Below are 20,864 nucleotides of genomic sequence, written 5' to 3'. Positions count from 1 at the left end.
ATCGTTCACTACTCTTTGTCAATCAGCTCGAAGCTGCGTTTTACGAAGCTGGTTAGGGCTGCACCTGAAAGCATGTTCTGAGACAACAAGGCAAGGTCGAAAGCCTGGCGGGCAATGCGAGCTTTATTATCTTCCTTAGCATTCAGGATGCGCTGGTTCAGGCTGTGGTTGGCGTTTATAGTTACATTATACATATCCGGCATATCGCCCATAAACATCATACCGCCACCACCGGCTTTGCTCATATCTTTCATACGGCGCATAAACTCAGGCAGTGTAATTACCAGTGGCGCATCGTCCGGCGACATGGCAGCCACTTCCACCGTCATATTCTTGTTGTCGATAGCGGTTTCGTAAATGCCTTTCAGCGATTCTTTTTCTTTATCGTTCAGTACGCTTTCCTTGGTTTCGTCTTTCTCGATCAGCTTGTCAGTTGTGTCGGAATCAACGCGCTTCAGGGTAGTTTTCTCCAGTTTCTGCTCCAGCATACCAATAAAGTGGCTGTCGATAAGCGAGTCAAGCTTCAGTACATCGTAGCTGCGGTTCTGGGCGGCTTCGATAAAGGCGTGCTGTTTGTCGGCATCTGTTGTGTAAAGCAATACTAAGTTTCCGTTCTTATCGGTCTGGTTAGCCTGCGTAAGTGCCTTGTATTCTTCTATCGTATAGTATTTGTTATCGATGCTCTCCAGCAACACAAAGTCCTTCGCTTTTTCATAGAACTTGTCATCGCTCAGCATGCCGTATTTTACAAATACATTGATGTCGTTCCAGTTCTTCTCAAATGTCTCGCGGTCTTTCTTAAAGATCTCAGCCAGTTTATCAGCTACTTTTTTAGTTATATAAGTGTTGATCTTCTTCACGCTGGAGTCGGCCTGCAGGAACGAGCGGCTTACGTTCAGAGGAATGTCAGGCGAGTCGATAACACCGTGCAGCAGCATCAGGAACTCAGGCACCACATCTTTTACCTCATCGGTAATAAATACCTGGCGCGAGTACAGCTGTATTTTGTTGCGCTGCAGCTCAAAGTCGTTTTTGATCTTAGGGAAGTAGAGGATACCTGTCAGGTTAAACGGATAGTCTACGTTCAGATGGATCCAGAAAAGCGGCGCTTCCGAGAACGGGTATAGTTCTTTGTAGAAGTTCTTATAGTCTTCGTCGGTCAGTTCAGATGGCTGCTTTGTCCAGATCGGGTTCGGGTTGTTTATAACTTCACCTTCAAACTCTACAGGAACTGGCAGGAACTTGCAATACTTATCAAGGATCGTTTTGATGCGGGCAGTCTCTAAAAACTCTTCTGAATCTGATGCTATATGAAGGATCACATTCGTTCCGCGGGTTTCTTTCTCAGCATCTGTAATGGCAAACTCGGTGCTACCATCGCAGGACCAGCGCGCAGCTTCCGTGCCCTCCTGGTAAGATTTCGTAATGATCTCCACGCGGTCGGCTACCATAAATGCAGAGTAGAACCCAAGACCGAACTGACCAATGATCTGGCTTCTGTCACCGGCCTCTTTAAAACGCTCTACAAACTCTTCGGCACCTGAGAAAGCGATCTGGTTGATGTATTTTTTGATCTCTTCGGCCGTCATACCGATACCCTGGTCAGCTATAGTTATTGTGCGGGCATCTTTATTAACCGTTACTGTTACTTTAGGTTCGCCAAGGTCGCCTTTGTACTCGCCGATAGCTGCCAATCTTTTTATCTTCTGCGTGGCATCAACGGCGTTACTTACCAATTCTCTCAGGAAAATCTCGTGATCAGAGTACAGGAACTTCTTGATAATCGGGAAAATGTTCTCGGTGTGGATCGAAATACTACCTCTTTCTTCCATGTTTATAGTTTGCTATATCGTTATTTAATTTGCTTCTGCGGTTCCGCTTTCAAAAGGTGTTCCATTAAAGCTATACCACCCAAACTGCGACAAGTTGTCAGCGAACAGACCATTTAAGTATAAAAGCACGTTATAGTTGTGTTATTTCTGACAGATTAAACCTTATAGCTGCAAGTCAGTCAAAAGCGGACCGATAAACATAACAATGTACCGGATGTTGCTATATTTGTAAAAGCCCAACTGAATCAAGTGTATCGATTTACCAGCTATATCGCCATTCTGCTGCTCCTGCTCTTTACCAGAGCCATGGTGCCTGATGCGCTTTTGCTGGAACTGCACCCGCATACACACACCGTACATGCCGACTACACCGACAGCCATAAGGCACAGGTTGGCCAGAAGCACAAACATTGCCCCGTAGAAGATATTTTTGATGTCCCGTTCCAGGGCACCATAACAACTATAGACTTAACGCCGGCACAACACCAGACCGTTTATGCCAGCTACTACTTTTACAACTGGCAACTTAGCAACAGCCAATCTCTTTATTTACGGGGCCCTCCTCCTGTAGCCTGACTTTTCACAAAAGCCCGGACTTACGACACTGTAACCGTCCGGCATAGTATAGTTTAATGATGGTAGCTTTACAGTTATAGTTAACTACTATAGTTGCTTTTAAGCCTGTCATAGCTGCATTTCAGCTGTTGTTCTCTTTTAATTGATTATCGTGCTTAAAGATAAAATTTTACGGAAGCTGCTTTTGCTTCCGCTGCTCCTGACTGTAATACCTGTAGCGGCGCAAAGCATGCTGCCACACGTAGGCACCGCCGGCACCGTGCAGGATTGCGGCCTTACTATTTCGGGTAAAGTGCTGGACCACGACACCCGTACCGTGCTGCCCGGTGCAACTATCTATATTCCTCAACTGGACCGTGCTGCCATAGCTGATGCCTATGGTAATTATCATTTCCACCATGTTTGTCAGGGTACCTATACGTTAAAGGTCAGTTTTATTGGCTATACAACCGAGTCTTATAGTTTCAGGATTACAACTTCCTCTGTAAGGGATCTGCAACTACACTCCGATGCGGCCATGCTTCGCTCCGTTGAGGTAGTAAGTACCCGTTTGCTCAGCGAATCTCAGGCAACGGAGGTATTATCCGGCCGCGAACTGAAACAAACCCGGGGTTTATCTTTGGGAGAATCGCTGGAGAAATTACCGGGAGTAAGCTCACTCCAGACCGGGCCAAATGTATCCAAGCCTGTTATACATGGCATGTCGGGCAGCAGGGTGCTTATCTTAAACAATGGCGTTCGGCATGAGGCGCAACAGTGGGGTGATGAGCATGCTCCTGAAATTGATGCCCTTGCTGCTACGGAACTGAAAGTAGTGAAAGGTGCTGCTGGTGTGCGTTACGGATCTGATGCCATTGCCGGAACTATACTAGTAAACCCAAGCCCGATGCCCGACTCTGCCGGCATAAGCGGCAACATAGGCCTGATTGGCAACACCAATGGCAGGATGGGAACGATAGCCGGTTTGCTGCAAGGTCGCTTAAAACAACAACCGATCAGCTGGCGATTACACAGTTCCCTGAAAAAGGCTGGCGACTCTCACACACCGGACTATAACCTGAAGAACACCGGTTTCGAAGAACAGAACCTTGCCGCCACACTGGGCTATAACAAAGAGAACTATGGCGCCGAAGCGTACTATAGTTTATTCCATACCAGGATCGGTTTACTGTCATCGGCACATATTGGTAACACAACAGACCTGCTGCAGGCCATTGACCGCGGAAGACCTGAACAGACCGGTGAGTTTAGTTATACTATAGCCAGGCCTTACCAGGATGTGAGCCACCAGCTACTAAAACTAAAAGGCTACCATACCACCGGCGACTTAGGGAAGCTGCTTTTCACCTATGCTTTTCAGCAGAACATCCGCGACGAATACGACAAAGATGCTTCTAAAATAAACCCCAATGCTCCTGAGCTGCATCTCGATCTGATGACACATACCACCGAACTGGTATGGGAGCATGAGCTACCATCGGCTATTTCGGGGAGCATGGGCGTGAGTACGCTCTGGCAGGACAATACCTATGAAGGACGCATGTTTGTGCCGTTTTACCGGAGCTTTACGGCTGGCGCTTTTGCAGAAGAAAAATGGCGCAGAGATAACGTACAGCTCGAAGCCGGCCTGCGCTACGACTATAAGAATATGGATGTAAAAAGGCGCGACCGCGAAAACAACCTGCAACAACCCTCTTATAGTTTCCATAACCTGTCGGGAAGTGCAGGTGCTTTGGTTGATGCCGGTTACCACTTCACTTTTGGAGCCAACTTAAGCTATGCATCCCGTGCCCCGCATGCGAACGAATTATTTGCCGATGGCATCCACCACGGTACGGCATCTTACGAAAAAGGTAACCCGGATATGGTTTCTGAACATGCCGTAAATGTGAGTGCAACTATAAATTACCATACCAACCCAAAGCTGAACGGCGGCATCAGCTTCTTTTATAACACCATCTCCAACTTTATTTACCTGCAACCCGACACCGTACCGGTGCTGGATATAAGAGGCTCTTATCTTTCTTATTATTATAAGCAGGCTGATTCGCGGTTTTATGGCGCAGACCTGAACCTGTCGTATGCGTTTACCGACAAGCTTACGTTGGACACAAAGGCAACTATAGTGCGGGCTTATAACTTTGAAGAGGAGCAGTACCTGCCCAACATCCCGGCTGACCGCCTGAATGCAGAGCTGCAGTATGAACTGGGAGAGCTGGGGAAAGGCAATTTTTCGGATAGTTTTGTAGCTCTCGGAGGCTTAGCAGTTGCCAGGCAAAACCGCTCCGACAAGCAGACAGATCCATATATGGATGCGCCGGAAAGCTACCTTCTGTTACAGGCCGAGGCGGGCACAACCTTACAGCTTGGCAGGCAGCCGGTTGAGCTAAGTGTATCTGGTAACAATTTGTTAAACACAGTTTATCGGGATTATCAAAATAGATTACGTTTTTTTGCTGCAGAAACTGCCCGAATGTTGCTGATTCGTGTTAACTTACCGCTACTTTTTAAAACAAGATCATAAAATAGTCAGTATCACCAGATTTAATCACCTAAATAGTATATCATCCTAACGTAAAGTATCATTTATGAAGAAGCTTTTGAGACCATACCTTGCCGTATTACTAATGGGTTCCCTGATTACAACAACCAGCTGTGGCGGCGACGACGATCCTGCACCGGTAGTTGATCGCGAAACTATCACAACTGCAACACTTACTTTAGAGCCTCAAGGCAAAGTGGGTAGCACAGTTACTGCATCTTATGAAGATCTTGACGGCCCGGGCGGTAATGCTCCTACAGTACCTCAAATGACGCTTAAGGCGGGTGTAACATATAATGCAACGCTTACTATCTTAAATAAAACAACAAGCCTTAACAGCGAGATCATTGCTGAGGCTAACGACCATCAGGTATATTACACCGCAACCCCATCAAGCCTGATGACCGTAACTATAACCGATAAAGACAGCCAGAACCGTCCGTTAGGTTTAACATCAACTATAGTTACCGGTAATGCCGGCACAGGTACACTTAATGTAGTATTAAAGCACCAGCCTGGCACTAAAGGCAGCGTTACAGCTGGCGAGACCGACGTTGATGCTAAGTTTAATGTAGTTGTTCAGCCATAATAAACTTACAGATAAACAGAAAAGGCGCTCTTAATGGGCGCCTTTTCTGTTTTAAGCCATAGTTGTTTTATAGTTAGACCTTTGCCTGGAGCTTTGCCACAATTTTGCTGATACGTGCCTGTCGTGTTGCCGTACGTCTGGCTTCCAGCACAGCAATTACATGTTCCTTTCTGTCTGTAAACGATAAGTTCTCGAACTGCTCCTGCACATTAGCCTGTTCCAGTGCTTGCTGCAAGTCATCTGGTATTGTTACTGTTTTAGTTAGCCTGTCTATTCCCGGGTAATCCACACCCATTTTAGATGGCACAGTGCGCTCCGCTGCATGCCTGAACCGAAGCGACGACCATGTTTCATCAACCGCAATCTGGCGCACGCCTTCGTAGCCCAGCTCTTTTATAGTTGCCCAGCCCTGGTCGCGGGTAAGGTCTGATTTTATGCCTGATGATTTTTTAGGGTAGGCAATCCACAGCATGCCACCGGGCTTTAATGCCGTAACGGCCTGCGGTGCTAACGTATCCAGTTCTGCTTTTGTGGTAACAAACAGCTGCACCACATCAAACTGACGCTCAGCATTTGTAGCAGATGCTGCCGTTACCTTTCCGCCTTCCTGCTCAAACCCGCCTTTTAAATGATCAGGAGCATTCAGGAGCAGCAAACTATAAGGTGCTTTAAGCTGGAGTTTCTGGCAAACAGAGGGCATACGTAAATCTATAGTTGGTTTTAATTGATGCCGTAAGCTAGTGCAAAATCAGCAAAAACCATATAACCGGCTTATAAACTATAGCTGTTGTTTACACGCAACTGACTGTTACTATAAATCTGGACTCTAAGCCTGGTTGCATCCATTAATTTCAAGCAACTGCCCCGGCTATAATCTCAGCAAACTCCCTGAAGTTATACTACAAAAACGAACCGCGCAACACTACTGATACTTAGCGGATTGCACCCGCATACTTTCCCTTAAAAGCATGTTATCAGTACAACTAATTCAGAAAATTACGAGTATAAATTTATAGTTCCGGTTATAACTTTACTTGCTTATGAAGATACCGTTTACATCCCGAATTGCGGACATATCTTCGTTAACTTTGCTGGCTGTTGTGCTCTATACATCGCAGCCCGAAAAGCAGCCGCCCGCAACTATAGCCCCGCCCGAAGTACAGACACCTGTTACCGTTGCAGCCTTAACCGTACCTACCAACGAAGCTTACTTCGACCTGATTGTGGAAACATCGGAGTGCCTGGGAGAGAATCTCTGGATAGGAGGAAAAATAGAGTGTATACCTGCCGGCAACAACCCTAAAACCAAAAAGGAGCACAGACAGTTTACAGTTAAAGAACTTACAGCCACCGGCTTAAGCACATACAACAGCTATAAGCTCCGCAATAACTACGGCACATTAAAAGCGATAGACGATAAGAATGGCAGGGTATTTTTGCAGCTACAGGAAGGACCTATGCAATTACAGCCCACCTCGGGAGATGCGCCTATAATTGTAGCTTACCAGCGTACCTTACCCGAAGCTATTTATGATAAAGGTGCCGGCAACTGGATCTGTGAGTAAATGCTACCTATAGTCTTCTTCCTGCGACTCTTCATCTTCAAAACCCAGTGATTCCACCCGTTTGTTTCCGGCATCCATGGCGGCCTTCAGTTCCGGATTTTTTTCTACGCGTTTCCCTATTTCCGGGTCAAACATGATCTCGAAGATGGTTTTAAGGTAAGGCTTGCTTCCAGCCCTTTGTTCGAATGCTTCCTTGTCTGCTTCTGTCATGCCTTTTATCCATCGTTCCAGTTCAGGTTTTATCTTTTCAAGTTCCGTTACCAGGTCATTGTTTAACTTATTTACCATCGCAATGGTCTTTTTATCATCTTTCTCGGCAAAAGCAGCTTTCAGGCCATTGGCATACTTTTCCATCAGCTTGTCATATTTGGCTTCGGTAGGGTGCACATCCAGCGCGGCTATAGTTATAGTTCCCGAAAAAGGCACAGCAGCGGCAACCTGCAACAGCCCCAAGCACAGACCAGCACTCAGGAGACAAGAGACAAAAACACATTTCATACTTAAACTAATTTTTAATATGATTTATACGAGAGCAGTACGATTTAGTAGATGAGAATGAAGCCTGCAACCCATCGCTATAGTTTGCGACTTATAGGCAATTGCGCAATTTTAATCGTATGTTTCTGTAAAGCAGCAGCTATTTTGTAATTTTGAGCATGATCTTATACAACGTAACAGTAAGCATAGATAATACCGTGGCCGATGAGTGGCTGCAGTGGATGAAAGAAGTACATATTCCGGAAGTGATGGGCACTGGCTATTTTATGGCAAACCAGATCTGCCGGGTTATGGAGGATGAAGATACAGGTGGAACTACCTACGCGGTGCAATATACCTGCCGCAGCCTAGAAGACCTGCAGAAATACCAGCGCGACCACTCTCCGGCCTTACAGCAAAAAGTTAACGAGCGTTATGCCGGCCGATACGCTTCCTTCAGGACGATGCTGGAAATAGTTGGCGTAAACGTAGAGCGTAAAGACTAACAACAGCCCGGGCTGCATTATAAAAACAAAAGCCTTTAGCACACTTTATAGTTAGTGCTAAAGGCTTTTGTTTAAACTATAGTTCTGTTCAGGCTTTGTAGTCCTGTATCTGCTGCTCGGTCATGGTACAGTTCATCCACTCGCCATCCAGGTCAGCACCAATCTTTTTATAGAAAGCAATCGCCGGCTCGTTCCACTCCAGCACCTGCCATCTGAAACGTTTTGCTCCTAAACGCTTCGCTTCCTCGGCAACAACATCAAACAGCTTTTTACCGATACCGCCACGGCGCAGGCGTTCTGTAACTACTAAGTCTTCCAGGTAAATAGTTCTGCCTTTCCAGGTTGAGTAGGCAGTATAATATAGCGCTATGCCAACTATAGCTTCCTGGTCTTCTGCTACAAAAAACTCAAAAATCGGGCGCTCACCGAAACCATCGCGCTGCATATCTTCCAGCGTGTTTGTTACTTCGTTGGGCGCTTTCTCGTATTCTGCCAGCTCCTGTATTAGCTGCAGAACCTGAGGCAAATCATCTATCGTACCTTTTCTAATGTCTATCATGTAATTATTGATTGCTGTTTGTCTGAATCAGGATTTTCAGGATTAATGGATTAGCAGGATTTGAAGCTTAGTAGCAGACAAGATGCAGAATATTGCCCCTTTACATTTCCTTAACTTTTTAACTTTCTAACTTTCTAACTCCTAAACTCACTAACTACTCCATTCTGTCCTCGCTTGCACCAGTTCTTTGCCTGTCTCCATGCTCGTAAGTTTATGCAAAAGTATAGTTTCTGTTTCACCTTTGCCAGCTTCTGATACAACTGTATCGCCCAATATACTTTCCGCTTTGTAAATGATGTCTACTTCGCGCAGTTGTTTTTCCAGAATTTCGGTTGGCAGCGTATCCAGTATCCATTGCAGGTAGCGGGTGTTGGTAACGTGGCGGTTCAGGTCGATGTCGTGCCAGCGCACGGGCATTTGCTGCGTGTACTGCGTTTCCTGTAGTTGCGGTAGTTTGCCTTTGGCAAAAGGCAGTGGCTCCTGGTTAGGCTCAACTTCTATTCCCGTTATAAAATCGGGCACAGACACCAGCTGGCGTTTTACCACATCCATTACCAGCCACACACTGGTCGCCTGCCCCAGCAGCTCATTATCCAAACTATAGATTCTGAAATCGCGGTGCAGGAAAACACGCTCACGACCTGAGGCCCAGGTTTCCACAACTATAGTTTCGCCATGCTTAGGATAACGGAACATTTCCACGCGCATGCGTTGCAAGACCCACGTCAGGCCACGTTCCAGCAGATCATACATCGAGATTCTTAAGTCTCGGGTATTTTCCCAGGCGGCTTCCTGCATGTAACTTACCAGTGCCGGTATAGTAGCGTTGCCATGGTAATCTATCTCGCTGGAGCGAACTATAAAACTGCTTTTGCCGGGGTATGCTTTCATAGTTGTTAGGTTATCTGTGTATAAAGTAAGTATGGAATTATGGTTCATTGTTTGCCCTCGCTCGCGTCCCGCGAGTGTGAGCTACCAGCGGACTCTGGCCGCGTTTATGTTTCCTTCGTAATTTGTTCTAAACAATCTAGTAACAATGAGCGAATACCGCAATACAGCGCCTGGTGAGTTATACTTTGTAACGCTTACTGTAGCAGGTTGGGTTGATGTCTTTTCCAGAAAAGAGTACAAAGATATCCTGATTGAGAATTTGAAATACTGTCAGGAAAAGTTTAATCTAAAAGTTTTCGTTTATGTTATCATGACGAATCACCTGCACCTTATTGTAAGATGGCAGGATGGAGAGTTAACAGAATTGCTTGGCAGATTTAAAAGCTATACAGCTAAAAAGATTATCGGAGCAATTGAGAATAATCCTCAGGAAAGCAGAAAAGATTGGCTGCTAAATGTTTTTGAGCATTTTGCTCAGAGCAACAAGCAGTATAGTTCTTATCATGTATGGGACTATACCAATCACCCAACTTTGCTACATACAAATGAAGTCATTGATCAGAAGGTTGAATACATTCATCTGAATCCGGTTCGGGCAGGCATAGTAATTGAACCGGAACATTATATTTATAGTAGTGCTTGTGCAGATAGTTCTCTAAAAGTTTCCGAAATATAAAATTTGACGCGGCCAGAGTCCGCTGGTAGCTCACACTCGCGGGACGCGAGCGAGGGCAAAGGCGGAGCGGTAACTTGTGGTTTTACTTGGCCGCCAGTTTGCAACTGGCGTTGCTTTGAAAAAGCAAAACAATAGCAGCAACTATAGTTGATAGCCATATTTTTTCTGCTGCCGCTGAAAGCCAGTTACAAACTGGCACCATAGGTAGCCACAAGTTACCGCTCCGCTCAAACTTGCGGCATATCTTAACTATAGTTCCCTCCGGGACTAAAGCATGCGTCATTTACAAAAAAAGCCGCGCTACCTGATGCAGGCAGCGCGGCTGAAGTATAAATGGCAGATCTATACTTGTGTTATTTGTTCTGAGCTTCGCCTTCGTAAGGATTTACGCCCATGTTTTTGTAGATGAATGCATAGGTATCGGCATACTCCTGGATAACCAGCGATGTTGGTTTACCGGCACCGTGGCCTGCACGCACATCTACTCTGATCAAGTACGGATTACCCGGAGCACCTTTTGCCTGCAGCTCAGAGATGAACTTGAACGAGTGAGCAGGTACTACGCGGTCGTCGTGGTCTGCTGTTTTAACTAAAGTAGCAGGGTATTTTACGCCTTCTTTAATGTTGTGCAGCGGGGAGAATTTGTACAGGTTCTCGAACTGTGCAGCATCATCCGAAGAGCCGTATTCCGGTACCCATGCCCAACCAATGGTAAATTTATGGAAACGCAGCATATCCATTACACCTACCGCAGGCAGGGCAACTTTAGCCAGCTCAGGGCGCTGTGTCATGAAGGCACCAACCAGCAAACCACCGTTAGAACCACCAGCCACGGCCAGTCTTTCAGATGAAGTATATTTCTGGTTGATCAGGTACTCGGCAGCACCAATAAAATCATCGAATACGTTTTGTTTGTTGGGCGTCATGCCGGCTTTGTGCCAGTCTTCGCCATACTCGCCACCACCACGCAGGTTAGGCATAGCATACACACCACCATTCTCTAACCAAAGCATGTTAGCAATGCTGAAGCTTGGCGTCATCGAGATATTAAAGCCTCCGTAAGCGTACAGGTAAGTCGGGTTGGTGCCATCCAGTTTCAGGCCTTTCTTGTGCACAATAAACATTGGCACTTTGGTACCGTCTTTCGAAGTATAGAACACCTGCTTCGTTTCAAAGGCATCGGTATCTACGTTTACTTCGGTTTTGCGGAACAGGCTTACTTTGTTGTTAGCAACGTCGTAACGGTAAATAGTTGGCGGGTAAGTAAAGGATGTGAACGTGAAGAATGTCTCTTTATCTTTCTGGTCGCCACCGAAGCCGCTAACAGTACCTAACGTTGGTAACTCTACCGTATTTAGTTGCTTACCATTCTGATCGTAAACCACTACCTGGCTGGTAGCATCTTTCATGTAGCTGGCAATAATACGACCACCAACTGTAGACACGCTCTGCATTACGTTAGCAGACTCCGGAACTATAGTTTTCCAGTTGGCTTCCTGCGGCTTCTTCGGATCGATCATTACCAGGCGGTATCGTGGTGCATTCTTATTGGTCATCACCAGCAGCTTGTCACCGAAATTATCTACCACATTATACTCACTCTCGAAGTTGTCAACTATAGGTTTTATAGTTGATTTCGGGTCAGCCAGGTCTTTATAGTAAAGTGCGTTTGCTCCGCTGGCACCTTCCGATGCATTCAGGATCAGGAAGCGCTCATCGTCTGTGGTCTGGCCGTAGAAGTTGCGAAGGGCATGTGCTTTGTCTTCGTAAACTAGTTTGTCCTGGCTTTGCGGTGTGCCAATTTTGTGGTAGTATACTTTATGAAATTCGTTCTTATTGGCCAGCTTGTTGCCTTCGGTCGGGGCATCGTAACGGCTATAGAAGAAACCATCCTTGTACCAGCTTGGGCCAGAGAATTTTACCCACTCCAGTTTATCATCCAGCATCTTACCGGTCGCCACATCCATTACCTGGTACGTGTTCCAGTCAGAACCGCCGCTTGAGGTACCAACCGCCACATGATTGCCATCTTTAGAGAAGGTGAACGCGGAAAGCGCTACTGTTCCGTCAGAAGATAGCTTGTTCGGGTCGAAGAATACTTTTGGTTCAGATTCCAGGGTTTCCTGTACATAAAGCACGCTCTGGTTCTGCAGACCGTCGTTCTTATAGAAATAATATTTACCGCCTTCTTTAAACGGAGCACCATACTTAGGGTAATTCCAGATCTCAGTCAGGCGTGCTTTAATGTTGTCGCGGAAGTCGATGTCGCCCAGGTATTCCTGCGTTACTTCGTTCTGCGCTTTTATCCACTGGTCTACTTCGTCGGTATGTGTTTCGAGCCAGCGGTATGGATCAGCGACCTGCTTACCATGGTAATTATCAACGTGGTCTACTTTTTTGGTATCAGGGTAATCTAAATTGGTTTCAGCCGATGCAACTGCGGCTTCAGTAGTAGTTTCGGTATTCACACTTGTAGTTTCGGATTGTGTTGATTTACATGCTGCCATAGCCGTGAGGCCGCCAGCCAGCAGTAGAACAGTGGTTTTTTTCATAATGTTTTCCGTCTGAGTTTAGGTTGTATTACGGGAAAAGCTAAGATAAGTAATTATCCTGAAAAGGGCTATAGTCAGAATTGTATGGCGCGAACCTCCGGGCTTGTGACGAACTATGGTTGGCTGTTCCGCCCATTGCTACACCTTTGAAAACCAGATGATGTCATCAGGCTATAAAATTTGTAAAGGGGCCGGAGGCTCGCGCCATTAGAGGAAAACTATACTTTTACTGGCCAAAATTGATCTCGGTGCTATCGCCGATATTTAAACTATGGCTTAAGCCTTTAAAAGTGGCATCAGAACCGATAATAGAATCGTGCATGACGGCAAAGCGCAGTTCCGAAAATGACCCGATAATAGAATTGCTAAGGATAGTATTGGTAATAGTGGTATTCTCGCCGATGGCTACATTGGGCCCGATCACAGAGTTTACAATTGTACACTCAGCGCCTATGGTTACAGGCGGAATGATAATGCTGCCCGGAAATTGCTGGCTATAGTTGATATGGCGCAGGTGCGGGCGATTTAAAAGCAGCGCGTTGGCTTCTAACAGCGTATCTTTCCGGCCACAGTCAAACCACTGTTCAACATTCCACTTCACCATTTTCTCCCCCGACTTTATCATGTGCATCAGGGCATCGGTCAGGTGATATTCGCCCAGGGTGCGCTGGTCTTCGTTAATAATATACTCCAGCGACTCTATCAGCTTTTTAGGGTTGGCAATTTTATAAAGCCCTACCAGTGCAAAGTTTGATTTTGGGATCTTCGGCTTCTCTACCAGTTTAGTCACAAATTCATCCATTCCTACTTCTGTAACCCCGAACAACGATGGCATGGCTACTTTCTTCACACCTAATACCGAGTAAGGCGCATCCAGAATAGGTTGCAGGTCGGTATCTACTATGGCATCGCCAAGCATGATCAGCACATTCGGTTCGTTCTCGTACGTATGGCGGGCAATCCAAAGAGCATGCCCCAGTCCTTCGCGGGGCTCCTGTACTATAAACTCGGCGTGTATCTGCGGGTACTTCTGCTTTACATAACTTTCGATTTTCTCGCCCAGGTAACCGATGATAAACACAAAGTCTGTAATACCAGCTTCTAAGAGGCGATCAATGATGTGCCCAAGTATTGTATTATCAGCAACTGGCAGCAACGCTTTAGGCTGTGTATGCGTGTGCGGCCGAAGCCTTGAACCTATACCTGCTACCGGAATTACTGCCTTCATAAACTATACTTTTCTGCCAATATATTAAATCTATGCAATAACTTAAACTAAACCCCGTCTGTTCACATAGGCTTAATATTGCTTTTAGTTAATATAAAAAGGCTAACTTTAAACGATGGTGCTGTAATTTCGTACTGATAACGCCTTACGCACTTATTTGTAACGTATACTTACTACCTAACATAAACTCATGAAAAGAATATTATTTTACCTGATCGGATTTGTTGTACTGGCTTCTCAGTCGTCTTGCGGTTATAACGAAATGGTTGCGAAAGACGAAACGGTAGAAGCTGCCTGGGCTAACGTGCAAAATGCTTATCAGCGCCGCTCCGACCTCATACCTAACCTGGTAAATACAGTTAAGGGAGCCGCCAACTTTGAGCAGGAAACCCTGACACAGGTTATAGAAGCCCGCGCCAAGGCTACCAGCGTAAATATCAGCCCGGATAACCTGACTCCGGAGAATATCCAGCGTTTCCAGCAGGCACAGGGCGAGCTTTCGGGGGCACTCAGCCGCTTGCTTGTTTCCGTGGAGCGATACCCGGAATTAAAGGCTAACCAAAACTTCCTGGAGCTTCAGGCGCAGTTAGAAGGCACTGAAAACCGCATCTCAGTAGAAAGACGCAAGTTTAACGAAACCGTGCAGGACTATAATTCTTACATCCGTTCATTCCCGCGCAACATCATAGCCGGCTGGTTCGACTTTGAGAAGAAAGGCTACTTTGAGGCAGACGCAGGTGCACAAAAAGCTCCAACGGTACAGTTCTAATTTCAATTGTTTAATGGTTGAATTGCTTAATTGTTATTATACTTTTTATAATTAACAATTTGACAATCCAACAATTTAACCATCAGTCTTATGCCCAAAGATATTATAGCCCCTGAAGATGAGCAGCTGATACTGGCTGCCATACAGGAAGCAGAACAGAATACCTCCGGAGAGATACGCGTACACGTAGAAAATCATTGCGCAGGCGATGTGCTGGATCGTGCCACCGAAGTTTTCGCAGAACTGCACATGCACCTGACCAAGCTACGCAATGGCGTACTTTTCTATATTGCTATTAAAGATCATCAGTTTGCTGTACTCGGCGATGCTGGTATAAATGCCATAGTTCCGGACCATTTCTGGGAAGATATTACAGAAGAAGTGATCAGCCATTTTAAGCAGAAAAAGTATGCTCTTGGACTGGCCAACGGTATAAAAATGGCCGGCGAACAGCTTAAAGTGCATTTCCCTTATAACAAAGAAGGAGACGTAAACGAACTACGCGACGATATCTCATTCGGACTATAACCAACTATGTTTAAACACATTATACTTTTCCTGTGCCTTTGCTGTGTCAGCCTGCTGGCTTTTGCCCAGGACAGCGACTTTCCGGCACGGCCAAACCCACCGCGCCTGGTTAATGACATGGCCGGCATCCTGACACGGGAAGAAGTAGCTGCGCTTGAACAGAAACTGGTAAACTACAACGACACGACATCCACGCAGATCGCCATCGTTACTATAAAATCTATCGGCGATTATGACCCTAACCAGTATGCTGCTGAGCTCGGCGAGCGCTGGGGAGTTGGTTCTGCCAAGTTCGATAATGGGATAGTTATTCTGGTAGCCATTGAGCAACGCAAAGTAGCCATACAAACGGGCTACGGCATGGAACACCTGGTACCCGATGCTATAGCCAAACGCATCACGGAATACACACTCAAACCAAATTTTCAGCAAGGGGAGTTTTACAAGGGACTAGATGAAGCCACTTCATTTATTATCAGTGTAGCCAGCGGCGAATACCAGGCAGACCCATCAGCTAACGCAGAAGGCGAAGGCGGGCCATCTATCATGTTCATCATTATTATTGCTTTACTGCTCCTGTTCATCCTGTCAAGGTTTGGTAAAGGCGGTGGCGGTGGTCGTGGTGGCAGAGGGTATTCCCGCACATTCGGCGGACCGATCATTATCCCAGGAGGCTTCGGCACCTTCCGTTCGGGAGGTGGTATTTTTGGTGGCGGAGGCGGAGGCGGAGGCGGCTTTGGCGGCTTCGGGGGAGGTTCCTTCGGCGGTGGCGGTGCCAGCAGCAGTTGGTAATGCAGCCCTAAGGTAATTAAGGATTATAGATGAGGAGATGAGGTTTAGGCTTTGTCTCCTTTTTTGTCTGTCCCGGGATTTTCATGTTCAGACATGGCAGCATGCGCAGCTATTGTTATAGTTGAGGTTATCGTTTTTATAGTTGCTGTTTTAACCCACCCCTGCCCCTCCCGGGAGGGGAATTGCGGCTGTTGCTATAGTTTAGTTTCTTGTTTTATAGCTACTGTTTGTCATCCCCCTGCCCTCTTCAAAGGGGGACTTTCTGCTACTACCTGCCCAACTGTCATTTCGACGAAAGGAAAAATCTGAATTAGCTATAGTTACAGACCAAGATCGGACAGGTCGCGACCTGTCCCTACGGAATTACAAACACGATAAAGCGATGCTACTATAACTTGCTACTCAACTATAGTTTAACTATCGAAAGATCACAGTCTTTGGGTTGAGCGCCTTTGATTTGTTGCAGTGCCGCCAGGCAACCCGAGCAGAGCGAGGGTAGCAAGAAAGCAGCAGCGCGATGCCCTTATCGAGGGCCCCTACCCCCAAGACGGGGCCTCCCGGCCGTGAGGGCACCAAAGCCAACTATAGAACTATAGGTAAGTAAAGCTCCCAGGATTAAAGAAGGCTATGAAATAGAAGGCCTGGCTTGAAAAGTAGTGTAGCATACTATAGAATTCAGATTTCTCACGTTGTTCGAAATGACACAACAGAATCTATAGGACGTATAAGATTCCTCACAGCTGCGCTGGCTTCCTTCGACTCGCGTCTCACACTGTTTGAAATGACAAAAGAGAAATTATAGGACGATTAAGATCCCTCGGCTAACGCTCAGGATCACGACAAAAAAAGCGGTGGCTGAAGCATCAACTCCAGCCACCGCTTCAAACTATAGTTTCAAAAAACCTTAATGCGCTTCGAGCCAGTTATCTCCAACACCTAAACCAACTTCCATCGGCACGCTAAGTGGTAAGGCGTTCGTCATCAATTCTACTATTTTCGGCGTTACAATCTCCACTTCTTCTTTCGGCGTATCGAACAGCAATTCATCGTGTACCTGCAGGATCATGCGGGTTTTCAGGTTTTCCTGTTTCAGGTACTCGTGTATGTTGATCATCGCAATTTTGATGATATCGGCAGCGGTGCCTTGTATCGGAGCGTTAATGGCGTTACGTTCGGCAAATCCGCGGATGTTCTGGTTGCGGGAGTTGATGTCGCGGAGGTAACGGCGGCGGCCAAGTAAGGTCTCCACATATTCATCTTCGCGGGCTTTGTTAATAGCTTCATCCATGTACTCCTTCACAGCCGGGAACTCCTGAAAATAGGCTTCTATGATATCGGCAGCTTCGCGGCGCGGTATACTTAAGCGCTCTGCCAGACCGAATGCCGAAATACCGTAAATGATACCGAAGTTTATAGTTTTGGCTTTGCGGCGCATTTCTCCATCTACCTGGTCGAGTGGCACGTGAAACACTTTGCTGGCCGTTGATGCGTGAATATCCAGTCCGTTCTTGAAAGCTTCTTTCATGGTTGGATCACCACTGAAATCGGCCATAATACGAAGCTCGATCTGGGAATAGTCGGCAGAGATAAGCAGGTGCTTGTTATCGCGTGGCACAAAAGCTTTACGTATCTCGCGGCCGCGTTCCGTACGCACAGGAATGTTCTGCAGGTTCGGGTTAGTGGAGCTTAGTCGGCCAGTAGCAGTTACAGCCTGGTTAAACGAGGTATGTACACGCCCATCCAGTGAGCAAACCAGTTGCGGCAGCGCATCCACGTACGTCGATTTTAACTTGGTAAGCTGGCGATGATCAAGTATAAGCCTTACAATTTCGTGCTCGCCAGCCAGTTTAGATAAGATTTCTTCGCCGGTAGCATGCTGACCTGTTTTAGTTTTCTTAAGCTTTGATTTTCCATGAAGTTCTAATTTATCAAACAGGACCTCTCCTAACTGTTTCGGCGACCCGATATTGAACTGCTCTCCGGCTATTTCAAAAATGCGTTTCTCCAGCGTAATGATCTCGCTCTCTAGTTGCGTCGAAATATCGGCCAGTGCATCCGAATCTATCGTTATACCTTCGCGCTCCACATCGGCTAACACCTGTACTAACGGCGTTTCCACTTCATGGAAGAGCTTCATCAGGTTACGTTCCTGCAGCAGGGGCTCAAAGTATAGTTTCAGGCGCAGGGTAACATCGGCATCCTCGCAGGCATAATCCTTCACATCTTCCGGGGCAAGGTCAGCCATCGTTAACTGGTTCTTGCCTTTCGGCCCTATCAGGTCAGTAATCGGAATAGGCGTATAGTTCAGGTACGTTTCCGAAAGCACGTCCATGTTATGGCGCATTTCCGGCTCCAGCAAATAATGCGCGAGCATCGTATCAAACAACGGCCCCTGCACTTCTACGCCATAGTTTTTAAGCACCATGATATCGTACTTAATGTTCTGGCCAACCTTCTGGATAGCCGGATTCTCAAGCACTTTTTTGTAAAGGCTAACGATGCGGAGCGTTTCTTCCTTGTCGTTCGGCGGAACCGGAATGTAATAGGCTTCGCCGGGACGATAGCTGAACGACATACCCACCAGCCTGGCCGTAATCGCATCTATACTTGTGGTTTCGGTGTCGAAAGAGATTTCTTCCTGCTGCTCTAAATAACTTACCAGGCTCTCGTGCAGCTCGGGTGTGTTGATGAGATGATAGTCAGCCATCGAGTTTTTAAAACTGCGCATCGCAACAGGGGCTGCATCCACTATAGTTTCTTCGGCAGGCGCTTCCACCGCTCCGAAAAGCGACGTCTGGCCTGATTCTGAAGTCTTGCGTTTTGCTGTTTTGGTAGCTATACTTGCCGCCGCAGCTGCCATTGGCTGCCCTAACACACGCTGCGCCAGTTGCCGGAACTCCAGTTCGTTGAACAGATTAATCAGTTGCTCTTCGTTGGGTGCGTCGCAATGCAAACCTTCTTCACTAAACTCCAGCGGCACATCGCAGTGTATGGTCGCCAGCTCTTTCGACATGATTCCCTGGTCCGCGAAGTTCTCTACGTTCTCTTTTTGCTTGCCTTTCAACTCATGCGAGTTGGCGATCAGGTTCTCTACGGAGCCATACTTCTGAATCAGCGCTTTGGCTGTCTTTTCGCCGATGCCCGGTATGCCCGGAATATTGTCCACAGCATCGCCTTGCAGCCCAAGTATATCGATTACCTGCTCCACACGCTCGATTTCCCATTTCTCAAGCACTTTCTGCACATCCCATACTTCCACGGCATTACCTAAAAAAGCAGGCTTGTATAAGAACACGTGTTCCGTTACCAGCTGGCAATAGTCCTTGTCGGGGGTCATCATGTACACATCAAAACCGGCTTTTTCGGCTTTGCTGGCCATGGTGCCAATAATATCGTCGGCTTCGTAACCATCCAGGATGAGCACCGGAATGTTGAAAGCTTCTACAATCTTTTTGCAGTAAGGTATGGCCAGCGAAATGTCTTCGGGCATGGCCTGGCGGTTGGCCTTGTAAGCAGCAAAATTATCGTGGCGGAAGGTTTTAGCGGCAGAATCGAAGGCGACCCCAATGTGCGTTGGTTTCTCTTTTTGCAGCACTTCTACCAGTGTGTTGGTAAAGCCAAGCGCTGCGCCCGTGTTCATGCCTTTTGAGTTTATTCTGGGATTCTTGCTGAACGCAAAATGTGCCCGGTAAATCAGGGCCATGGCATCCAGCAGGAACAGTTTTTTTCTTGGTTCGCTCATAGTATAAAGGTAGCGTGTGTGGCTATTATCTGCAAATCTATACTTTATAGTTGCTGTAAAGCTTAAATAGGATTTTACAGATTTTTATTCAGCAATTGATTGTCCGGTTTTGGTTTGTATACGTTAGAAGGGGCAGTGGTTGTAGTTCTTTACAATCCCTGCGTATTCCCTTCTGAATAGAATATTTTAAAGCTTAGCCGATGGCAAAATATTTACTTATCCTTTTCGCAGCTCTGGCTATCTGCATACCTGCCAGCGCACAGAAATCATCCTTTGCTACAAACTATAGTTTTATGCCCTATCAGCCTGTGCTTCCTGAAGAAGTAAAGCCAGTAACTATAGTTGAAGCTAAAGTGACTAGCCTGGAGCGTGAAACGATGGAAGAAACTGCAAAACTCCGGATTCAGGGGCGGGAGGATGCCAGACTTTACTATAAATCAAAAGGCGTTTTCTGGGGAACGATGGGAACAACGATACTTTACCCGGCTGCCGGGCTCGTGACAGGAACCGTGGTTTCGGTGGTGCCTCCAAGTACTGCAACGGTCGCAAATCCTAATGCGCATTTAATGAAAGAGCCGGCCTACGAAGAGGCGTTTAAAAAGCAGGCACATCGCAAGCGTTTCGGAAATGCTGCTGCCGGTTTCGGTATTGGTGTCGTAGTGTTGGGTGTTGTGTCGAAGGTTATAGTGAGCGGGTTGTAAGTTTCTCTTCTGTTATTGCGCCCGTGAGCTGAAGGATTTGGATTCTATAGTTGCTGGCTTCTCATTTAGAGTGGAGTAACAGCACAATCTTCATACTGCCTGTAGTCTCCTTCTGTCATTTCGACTATAGGGAGAAATCTGAGTGCTATAGTTGACTGCTTTACTATCCGAACCAAGCATTTCTTCTATAGTTACATCTAATCCTGGGAGCTTTACCTGCCTATAGTTCTATAGTAGGCCTTGGTGCCCTCATGGCCGGGAGGCCCCGTCTTGGGGGTAGGGGCCCTCGATAAGGGCATCGCGCTGCTGCTTTCTTGCTACCCTCGTTCCTCGGGTTGC

18 protein-coding genes are annotated in these 20,864 nt (G+C 46.7%); 10 read left to right on the top strand and 8 right to left on the bottom strand.

Going from position 1 to position 20,864, the window contains the following annotated elements; genetic code table 11:
- Positions 1 to 8: 8 nt before the first annotated feature.
- Positions 9 to 1,832: a molecular chaperone HtpG gene (htpG, locus tag GSQ66_RS15355; protein ID WP_162428273.1), complete on the bottom strand. Its 1,824-nt coding sequence runs from the start codon at positions 1,830 to 1,832 to the stop codon at positions 9 to 11.
- A 249-nt stretch (positions 1,833 to 2,081) separates the two neighbouring features.
- Here htpG and GSQ66_RS15350 point away from each other — a divergent pair, with 249 nt between their 5' ends.
- The 3 genes from GSQ66_RS15350 (at position 2,082) to GSQ66_RS15340 (ending at position 5,539) form a co-directional block, all read left to right on the top strand.
- Positions 2,082 to 2,408 (top strand): hypothetical protein, encoded by a 327-nt coding sequence (locus GSQ66_RS15350; protein WP_162428272.1) that lies wholly within the window; start codon positions 2,082 to 2,084, stop codon positions 2,406 to 2,408.
- 151 nt (positions 2,409 to 2,559) lie between these two features.
- On the top strand, positions 2,560 to 4,932 hold the full coding sequence (locus GSQ66_RS15345; RefSeq protein WP_162428271.1) for a TonB-dependent receptor: 2,373 nt from the start codon (positions 2,560 to 2,562) through the stop codon (positions 4,930 to 4,932).
- Between the two features lie 64 nt (positions 4,933 to 4,996).
- Positions 4,997 to 5,539, top strand: coding sequence for a hypothetical protein (locus GSQ66_RS15340; protein ID WP_162428270.1), 543 nt, complete (start codon positions 4,997 to 4,999; stop codon positions 5,537 to 5,539).
- 73 nt (positions 5,540 to 5,612) lie between these two features.
- Here GSQ66_RS15340 and GSQ66_RS15335 read toward each other — a convergent pair whose 3' ends face one another.
- On the bottom strand, positions 5,613 to 6,239 hold the full coding sequence (locus GSQ66_RS15335) for a YdeI/OmpD-associated family protein (protein ID WP_162428269.1): 627 nt from the start codon (positions 6,237 to 6,239) through the stop codon (positions 5,613 to 5,615).
- A 340-nt stretch (positions 6,240 to 6,579) separates the two neighbouring features.
- Between GSQ66_RS15335 and GSQ66_RS15330 the strand changes: the two genes are divergently transcribed.
- On the top strand, positions 6,580 to 7,104 hold the full coding sequence (locus tag GSQ66_RS15330) for a hypothetical protein (protein ID WP_162428268.1): 525 nt from the start codon (positions 6,580 to 6,582) through the stop codon (positions 7,102 to 7,104).
- A gap of 3 nt (positions 7,105 to 7,107) precedes the next feature.
- Here the strand turns inward: GSQ66_RS15330 and GSQ66_RS15325 are convergent, their stop codons facing one another.
- Positions 7,108 to 7,602: a hypothetical protein gene (locus tag GSQ66_RS15325; RefSeq protein WP_162428267.1), complete on the bottom strand. Its 495-nt coding sequence runs from the start codon at positions 7,600 to 7,602 to the stop codon at positions 7,108 to 7,110.
- Positions 7,603 to 7,760: 158 nt separating this feature from the next.
- Here GSQ66_RS15325 and GSQ66_RS15320 point away from each other — a divergent pair, with 158 nt between their 5' ends.
- Positions 7,761 to 8,087 carry a DUF4286 family protein gene (locus GSQ66_RS15320; protein WP_162428266.1) on the top strand — a complete coding sequence of 109 codons (327 nt, stop codon included), beginning with the start codon at positions 7,761 to 7,763 and terminating at the stop codon, positions 8,085 to 8,087.
- A gap of 88 nt (positions 8,088 to 8,175) precedes the next feature.
- Here the strand turns inward: GSQ66_RS15320 and GSQ66_RS15315 are convergent, their stop codons facing one another.
- Positions 8,176 to 8,646, bottom strand: a complete 471-nt coding sequence (locus GSQ66_RS15315; protein WP_162428265.1) for a GNAT family N-acetyltransferase — start codon at positions 8,644 to 8,646, stop codon at positions 8,176 to 8,178.
- Between the two features lie 150 nt (positions 8,647 to 8,796).
- Positions 8,797 to 9,537, bottom strand: coding sequence for an acyl-[acyl-carrier-protein] thioesterase (locus GSQ66_RS15310; protein ID WP_162428264.1), 741 nt, complete (start codon positions 9,535 to 9,537; stop codon positions 8,797 to 8,799).
- Positions 9,538 to 9,682: 145 nt separating this feature from the next.
- On the opposite strand from GSQ66_RS15310, the gene GSQ66_RS15305 reads away from it, so the two are divergent.
- Complete coding sequence (locus tag GSQ66_RS15305; RefSeq protein WP_162428263.1) at positions 9,683 to 10,213, top strand: REP-associated tyrosine transposase; 531 nt, start codon at positions 9,683 to 9,685, stop codon at positions 10,211 to 10,213.
- 353 nt (positions 10,214 to 10,566) lie between these two features.
- On the opposite strand, the gene GSQ66_RS15300 is transcribed toward GSQ66_RS15305, so the two are convergent.
- Both GSQ66_RS15300 and GSQ66_RS15295 read right to left on the bottom strand, forming a co-directional pair.
- Positions 10,567 to 12,765: a prolyl oligopeptidase family serine peptidase gene (locus tag GSQ66_RS15300; protein WP_162428262.1), complete on the bottom strand. Its 2,199-nt coding sequence runs from the start codon at positions 12,763 to 12,765 to the stop codon at positions 10,567 to 10,569.
- A gap of 226 nt (positions 12,766 to 12,991) precedes the next feature.
- Positions 12,992 to 13,993 carry a sugar phosphate nucleotidyltransferase gene (locus tag GSQ66_RS15295; protein WP_162428261.1) on the bottom strand — a complete coding sequence of 334 codons (1,002 nt, stop codon included), beginning with the start codon at positions 13,991 to 13,993 and terminating at the stop codon, positions 12,992 to 12,994.
- A 190-nt stretch (positions 13,994 to 14,183) separates the two neighbouring features.
- Between GSQ66_RS15295 and GSQ66_RS15290 the strand changes: the two genes are divergently transcribed.
- The 3 genes from GSQ66_RS15290 (at position 14,184) to GSQ66_RS19080 (ending at position 16,082) form a co-directional block, all read left to right on the top strand.
- On the top strand, positions 14,184 to 14,762 hold the full coding sequence (locus tag GSQ66_RS15290; protein WP_162428260.1) for a LemA family protein: 579 nt from the start codon (positions 14,184 to 14,186) through the stop codon (positions 14,760 to 14,762).
- Positions 14,763 to 14,852: 90 nt separating this feature from the next.
- Complete coding sequence (locus GSQ66_RS15285) at positions 14,853 to 15,290, top strand: TPM domain-containing protein (RefSeq protein WP_162428259.1); 438 nt, start codon at positions 14,853 to 14,855, stop codon at positions 15,288 to 15,290.
- Positions 15,291 to 15,296: 6 nt separating this feature from the next.
- The gene (locus GSQ66_RS19080) at positions 15,297 to 16,082 is read left to right on the top strand and encodes a TPM domain-containing protein (protein WP_162428258.1); all 786 of its coding nucleotides are present in this window, start codon (positions 15,297 to 15,299) and stop codon (positions 16,080 to 16,082) included.
- Positions 16,083 to 16,986: 904 nt separating this feature from the next.
- Here GSQ66_RS19080 and polA read toward each other — a convergent pair.
- Positions 16,987 to 19,824 (bottom strand): DNA polymerase I, encoded by a 2,838-nt coding sequence (gene polA / locus GSQ66_RS15275; RefSeq protein WP_162428257.1) that lies wholly within the window; start codon positions 19,822 to 19,824, stop codon positions 16,987 to 16,989.
- Positions 19,825 to 20,024: 200 nt separating this feature from the next.
- Between polA and GSQ66_RS15270 the strand changes: the two genes are divergently transcribed.
- On the top strand, positions 20,025 to 20,525 hold the full coding sequence (locus tag GSQ66_RS15270) for a hypothetical protein (RefSeq protein ID WP_162428256.1): 501 nt from the start codon (positions 20,025 to 20,027) through the stop codon (positions 20,523 to 20,525).
- Positions 20,526 to 20,864 lie beyond the last annotated feature (339 nt).

It is taken from the genome of Pontibacter pudoricolor (assembly GCF_010092985.1).
Taxonomy (GTDB): domain Bacteria; phylum Bacteroidota; class Bacteroidia; order Cytophagales; family Hymenobacteraceae; genus Pontibacter; species Pontibacter pudoricolor.
The sequence above is the reverse complement of the archived record's forward strand: the minus strand, read 5'-3'. Positions and strand labels throughout refer to the sequence as shown.

What these genes read in the sequence shown, in the direction of transcription:
- GSQ66_RS15305 (WP_162428263.1), top strand. Translation starts at nt 9,683, where the DNA reads ATGAGCGAATACCGCAATACAGCGCCTGGTGAGTTATACTTTGTAACG.
- GSQ66_RS15320 (WP_162428266.1), top strand. Translation starts at nt 7,761, where the DNA reads ATGATCTTATACAACGTAACAGTAAGCATAGATAATACCGTGGCCGAT.
- htpG (WP_162428273.1), bottom strand. Translation starts at nt 1,832, where the DNA reads ATGGAAGAAAGAGGTAGTATTTCGATCCACACCGAGAACATTTTCCCG.
- GSQ66_RS15300 (WP_162428262.1), bottom strand. Translation starts at nt 12,765, where the DNA reads ATGAAAAAAACCACTGTTCTACTGCTGGCTGGCGGCCTCACGGCTATG.
- GSQ66_RS15330 (WP_162428268.1), top strand. Translation starts at nt 6,580, where the DNA reads ATGAAGATACCGTTTACATCCCGAATTGCGGACATATCTTCGTTAACT.
- GSQ66_RS15310 (WP_162428264.1), bottom strand. Translation starts at nt 9,537, where the DNA reads ATGAAAGCATACCCCGGCAAAAGCAGTTTTATAGTTCGCTCCAGCGAG.
- GSQ66_RS15290 (WP_162428260.1), top strand. Translation starts at nt 14,184, where the DNA reads ATGAAAAGAATATTATTTTACCTGATCGGATTTGTTGTACTGGCTTCT.
- GSQ66_RS15315 (WP_162428265.1), bottom strand. Translation starts at nt 8,646, where the DNA reads ATGATAGACATTAGAAAAGGTACGATAGATGATTTGCCTCAGGTTCTG.
- GSQ66_RS15270 (WP_162428256.1), top strand. Translation starts at nt 20,025, where the DNA reads ATGGCAAAATATTTACTTATCCTTTTCGCAGCTCTGGCTATCTGCATA.
- GSQ66_RS15285 (WP_162428259.1), top strand. Translation starts at nt 14,853, where the DNA reads ATGCCCAAAGATATTATAGCCCCTGAAGATGAGCAGCTGATACTGGCT.
- GSQ66_RS15335 (WP_162428269.1), bottom strand. Translation starts at nt 6,239, where the DNA reads ATGCCCTCTGTTTGCCAGAAACTCCAGCTTAAAGCACCTTATAGTTTG.
- GSQ66_RS15325 (WP_162428267.1), bottom strand. Translation starts at nt 7,602, where the DNA reads ATGAAATGTGTTTTTGTCTCTTGTCTCCTGAGTGCTGGTCTGTGCTTG.
- polA (WP_162428257.1), bottom strand. Translation starts at nt 19,824, where the DNA reads ATGAGCGAACCAAGAAAAAAACTGTTCCTGCTGGATGCCATGGCCCTG.
- GSQ66_RS15340 (WP_162428270.1), top strand. Translation starts at nt 4,997, where the DNA reads ATGAAGAAGCTTTTGAGACCATACCTTGCCGTATTACTAATGGGTTCC.
- GSQ66_RS15295 (WP_162428261.1), bottom strand. Translation starts at nt 13,993, where the DNA reads ATGAAGGCAGTAATTCCGGTAGCAGGTATAGGTTCAAGGCTTCGGCCG.
- GSQ66_RS19080 (WP_162428258.1), top strand. Translation starts at nt 15,297, where the DNA reads ATGTTTAAACACATTATACTTTTCCTGTGCCTTTGCTGTGTCAGCCTG.